The 5,226-nt window shown below is 48.9% G+C and carries 2 protein-coding genes; one reads left to right on the top strand and one right to left on the bottom strand.

The window, feature by feature from the left end; genetic code table 11:
- The first annotated feature begins 1,006 nt into the window (after positions 1 to 1,006).
- Positions 1,007 to 3,691, top strand: a complete 2,685-nt coding sequence (locus QZP87_RS09515) for a PAS domain S-box protein (RefSeq protein WP_291322685.1) — start codon at positions 1,007 to 1,009, stop codon at positions 3,689 to 3,691.
- A 376-nt stretch (positions 3,692 to 4,067) separates the two neighbouring features.
- On the opposite strand, the gene QZP87_RS09510 is transcribed toward QZP87_RS09515, so the two are convergent.
- A partial coding sequence (locus QZP87_RS09510; protein WP_291322684.1) for an outer membrane homotrimeric porin occupies positions 4,068 to 5,226 on the bottom strand: 1,159 nt, incomplete at its 5' end.

The raw sequence follows: 5,226 nt of genomic DNA, 5'->3' as shown, positions 1-5,226 counted from the left end.
TATTTCTTTCTTGTTCACAGGCTGGAGCCTGAAAACGAGAGGTAACCAGGAACGAAGAACCAGGAACCAGGAACCGATTTTAACGACCAACATGTTGGTTTGAAATTTGTACTAAGCGCCTAATGGCTGTAACTTGTTCATCAGAAAAATAAGTGCGGAGACTGTCCCAATTGTGGGATACGAGCACTTCTATTATCCTGGGTTGGGGGCAGAGTTCACTTTGGCACTACAGGGACTCTTTATTTGTGCTGGAAGAGACCGCCTCCCCGTACATATTATAATTATCTGTAAGTCTTCATTAAAAACATGTGCGGTGTGCCTGTTTCCGGTGGCCGAGGCTATAATTAACGACAAAGTGTCGCTGTAGTGATAATTTCCCATGCAGCCATTTTAGGGGCGGATACCGTAACTTCTCAATAACTCCGGGCGATCTTACACCAAGAAAATACCTGGATTCCGGCTTTCGCCGGAATGACGAATAAAAACAGGTCGTTGCATTGTGATGTCATAACGGCGGAAGCCGGTATCCAGGAATACTGCCCGGAGTATTTGAGAAGTTACCGGATACCGACCTGGTGACACAATACTGTAATTAAAATTACATTTAATTACATATATGTAATATTAATTACAAAAAACATTGCTTGTTCACCGAAACTTTTTTCCGCTTAAGAACAGGGTTCAATAATTTTCACATTCTCTCTATGGTAACCATTCAGGGGGCATATACCGGCATACCCTGAATGATTACAATAATTCAGCAATAAGGTGTCCCAGTAATTCAGGAAAGGCGGGTCAGGCAGGCTTTCATAAGTAAATTACTGCAAACTGGTCAACACAATGGACCGGCATTTGCAATAATTTGCATTACTGTCCAGTCACAACAGCGACACTTTGTGTATATTATTGCCTCGGCCACCGGGGACAGGCACTTTTGCCGAACTCAAACCGTAAAATGGCCGGGCTCTCGGCGGCAAATGAGCCAGTCCCATTCGAGGAGGAAAACATGATCGACAGCCGGCATTCCTCCAAATACAACGGGCTTTTTGTCCTGGGCGATGACCAGGACTGCCATGAAGCCCTCAAAAACGCCCCCATAGGCGTCTTCACTTCAACACCCGCGGGTGGACCTCTGTCAGCCAATCCTGCCATGGCCCGCATGCTTGGTTACGATACACCGGATGAACTGATAAGTTCCGTCACGGATATTGCCTTGCAGGTTTACGCCGACCCCAGGGACCGGGAGTCATTCATTCGCCTCCTGGAGAAACAGGGTTGGCTGACCAACCATAAGTGCCGGTTGCGTCGCAAAGACGGGACGATTATCTCGATATCCAGCAATGTCCGGGCCGTCAGGGACAAAGACGGGCTGATGGTCGCCTGTCAGGGATTCTGCACTGAAATTACTGAGGGCAAAGAATTAGAAGACCAGTACCGTGGAATATTCGATGCATCCAAGGATCCCATGCTTATCCTCGACATGGAGGGGGTCATCAGGGATATCAATCAGGCGGCCTGTGAACTGTACGGATATATGCACGAAGAAATGATCGGCCTCTCAGGAAGGGACCTCGTGCATCCGGATTTTCAGCATCTTTTCGGAGAATTCCTCAAGACTGCTGCAAGAGGCGGGACTTTCTTTACCGAATCGCTGGATATCCGCAAAGATGGTTCAACATTCAGCAGCGAAGTAAAAGGCGGTGTTTTGCATTTCCGTAACAGACCGCACTTTTTCGCCATTGTTCGCGACATTTCCAGACGTAGACAGGCACAGGCCGCGATGGAAAGAGTGAGGCACTCTCTGGACATGATTACTGATTCAGTTTTCTGGGTGGATGAAGCCGGTGATTTCTGGGATGTCAATGAAGCAGCATGCCGTAATCTGGGTTATTCCCGCGATGAACTGCTGAATATGGGTGTAGCGGATATTGATCCCCATTGTTCATCCGAAACCTGGCCGCATCACTGGGAAGAGATGAAAAGATGCAAGGTGATGAAGATGGAAACGACCCACCAGACAAAAGACGGGAGAATGCTGCCAGTGGAAGTGGTAGTTCATAATCAGCAGTTCGGCGGTATTCAGTACAATTACGTGCTGGCCCGCGATATCACCGACATTAAGCGGGCTGAGGCCGAACTCGCTGATCAAAAGGCGCGTTATCAGGGCATCTGGAATGAAGCCCCCGTGTCAATATGGGAGGAGGACTGGAGCGGCGTGCTCACGATCCTTCAACGGCTCCAGGACCAGGGTGTTCAAGACTACCCTGCCTATTTTGATCAACATCCTGAAGTAGTCGAAGAAGCACTCCGCGCAGTGAAGATACTGGATGTAAACGAAGAAACGGTGCGCATGTTTCGCGGACGGGACAAAGATGAATTCATGCATTCGCTGCAGACAGTCTTTGCAACTCCTGACACTCTGCCGGGCTTTATTGGTGAATTAGTCGCTCTGGCTGAAGGCAGTCACACCTACAGGACGGAAATGTGCTTGCGCAACGTGGACAAGGAATTGATCCATGTATTGTTGACCATGTCTTTTTTTCCGAAAAATGCGAAGCCTGGGATGGTTCTGGTCAGTCTTGTGGACATCACCGACAAGAAGATAGTCGAAAAGGCTCTTAAGCACGAACGAGAAAGGTTTTTCATGCTGCTGGAGACATTCCCAGGATTTATCTATCTGCAGGCGCCTGATTATTCAGTGCGATACGTCAATAAATTCTTTATGGACCAGTTCGGCGATCCGAGCGGGAAGCACTGCTACGAGGTGATGTGGGGACGTACGGCACCGTGCGAACTATGCCCAACCTTCAAGGTTTTTGACACGAAAACGCCTCAGGAGTGGGAATGGCTGCATGCTCCTGATGGCAGATCATATGCCGTCCATGATTATCCTTTTATTGACAGCGATGGAACGGAACTCGTTCTTGAGATTGGAATTGACATCACCAGGCGAAAGCAGGCCGAGGAGAAAATCATGATCGCCAATGAACAGCTCCAAAGAGCAAATGCTGAAAAAGACAAGCTTTTCTCCATCATTGCCCATGATTTGAAATCACCTATGGCCGGTGTATTCAGCACATCGCAAATTCTTGCCAGGGAAGCAGAATCATTGCCTGTGGAAGACATCCGCAACATATCGGCTGAAATGCATAAAAGTTCGAAAAATATATTGGAGCTTTTAAATGATCTGATGCAATGGGCGCGCATAAGTCAGGGAGGTATGGATTTCAGCCCTGAAGAATGCAGCCTTTACGAACTTGTCAATTCAAGCCTGCATACAGCACATGATATGGCTGGTAAAAAGCAGATTACAATTCAATCTGACATCCCTGAGGACTTTACCGTACAGGCTGACCAGCCCATGATCAAAACGGTCCTGCGTAATGTAACTATCAATGCAGTCAAGTTTACCCATCGTGGCGGCAATATCTCCATCACCGCCAGGGTGGCACAGCCTTTTGTTGAAGTCTGCATCAGGGATGACGGCATCGGCATGAGTGAAAAAATACTGTCAACGGTCTTCTCTGTCGATAAAGCAAAACGACAGCTTGGTACAGACGATGAAAAAGGGACCGGATTCGGGCTTATTCTGTGTAAGGAGTTTGTGGAAAAACATGGCGGAGAGATCCGGCTGGAAAGTGAGCCGGGCAAGGGTACAAAGGTGTTTTTCACATTGCAGAGTGTATCATAAGCTTCTCATACAATTCCTCCTCTTTTATCCTGTATTTACGGACGCTGATAATTCTGTATTTGTCACCACGCAAGGTGAATAGCGATAAAACAAGGGACCACCGGGGACAGGCACTTTTGCCGACCTCAAACCGAAAAATGGCTCTCGGCGGCAAAAGAGCCAGTCCCCTTCGAGTTCATAATTCTGTATTTGTCACCACGCAAGGTGAATGGCGATAAAACAAGGGACTACCGGGGACACTCGGGATGGTTACGATGCAAGGGGGGGCTGACTGACTGGACACCCGAAATGGCTATCCCCGATACAAGGGCAATAAAAAAGGCCGGAAGGATAATCCCTCCGGCCTTTGAAGCGTCAGGTGTTGCTAACCAATGGATTAGAAGCGGTAACGGAAACCTGCAGCGGCTTTCCAGGAATCATCGTCAGTTAGGCCTCTATCATCTGCATCTTTGAGGCTGGGAGCGAGGTATCCAAGCTCAAGGATGGCAGCCAGGTTTTCGTATACCTGGTAGGAAGAATTAAAGTTGACCTCCCAGGCTCTGTCATCTCTGGTGAACAGCTGGGCATTGTTCTCAACAGCCCTGTTGGTGCCTTCGTAATAGACCAGCTGGAACTCATGGGTGAGGTCATCCATAAAGGAGATGTCCTGGAGCTTGAGTCCCACGGCCCATTTACCGGATGCGCCGCCGGTATGGGATGGACCACCAGTCATTCCGTCAAACTGGTACCAGGATGTACCGCCAAACTGGGAACCTGCAAAGCCGAAAGAAGTAAAGTTCAGATCGCCTGCGACTCTGGGCATGACTCTGCCTCTTCTTTCATCAGTGGCGCTTCTTCTGTCCTCACCGCTTTCATAGAGACCGAAAACCATGGGGGTTAGCATGTCCATTTTGTATTCAACAGCCAGAGCTGTTATCCATCCGCGCTGTTCGCCTATCCTTGTTCCACTGACTTGTTTTCCAGCCTGGCCGAAGTTGAAGTCACCGTGGATCACGACGGGGTCAAACATATCTACAGTAGCATTGATACCGCCCCAGAAGAAGTTGCGGGAAGTTTCATTACCCGGGGCATTTGACCCTTGGTTGGCGTACCATACAAATGGATTGATCTCAAAGCCGTCCATGGTTACAGGGACAATGGCCAGAAAATGGTCAAATGAATCTTTTTCAAGTGCTGTGTCATCGCTTCTGGCATATCCAACTGTCAGTCCGACCATGTCGGTAATGGGGGTGTTTACCACAACAGCCGGGACACGAAAGTCAAAGATATGGGAGCCCAGTGTGCTGGGAAGAGCCCACCACTGCCAGCCGGCTTTAACCGTGGCCTGAGTGTTGGGGACCATGAACTCCAGATAGGACTGTCTGAAATTTACGTCACCAAAGTTTCCGCTGGCGTGACCCCTGCGAGTAAACTGGTCTACTTGATTTCTATCGCCCCAAAGAGCATCGCCGCCTGCACCACCGAACTGCATCTGAACAACAGCCCTCAGGTTTTCATTGGCAACGAAATTAAAGGTGCTCCGGAACCTCTGGTAG

Source organism: Desulfonatronospira sp. (genome assembly GCA_003563255.1).
Lineage (GTDB): Bacteria > Desulfobacterota > Desulfovibrionia > Desulfovibrionales > Desulfonatronovibrionaceae > Desulfonatronospira.
This window is presented reverse-complemented; position numbering and strand designations above follow the sequence as displayed.